The sequence below is a fragment of the Salegentibacter tibetensis genome (genome assembly GCF_020164485.1).
GTDB lineage: Bacteria > Bacteroidota > Bacteroidia > Flavobacteriales > Flavobacteriaceae > Salegentibacter > Salegentibacter tibetensis.
The window spans coordinates 1-291 of sequence record NZ_JAIQZA010000137.1 but is presented as its reverse complement, the minus strand read 5'-3'; the positions used below and the strand labels follow the sequence as shown (position 1 = coordinate 291).

Genomic DNA, 291 nt, shown 5'->3' with positions numbered 1-291 from the left:
CCACGATTCCTGTATTGGCGCCATCGGGATTCAAGCCTAAATATTGCGGATACCAATATAAGACTATATAAAAAAGCGTGAGTGTTATTCCCAGGATCCAGGCCCAAAATCCGCGGCCTGTAAGCGACTTAAACCATACGCCATCGTTTTTTATCCCGGCGTGCTTGCCTAAATAAAGGTCGTTTGCAAATATTACTGTTCCTAAGGTTATAAGTCCTAGCGACAAGCTTAGAAATAAAGTTTTATTCGGGAAATTTACGTTCGCTACAGCCAGCACTAATAAAAACAAAC

Annotated in this window: 1 pseudogene; it reads right to left on the bottom strand. The window is 41.6% G+C overall.

The annotated features are described in order from the left end of the window. Window positions 1-226: pseudogene (locus tag LB467_RS18830) on the bottom strand (FeS-binding protein); the annotation flags it as partial. Window positions 227-291: the final 65 nt, after the last annotated feature.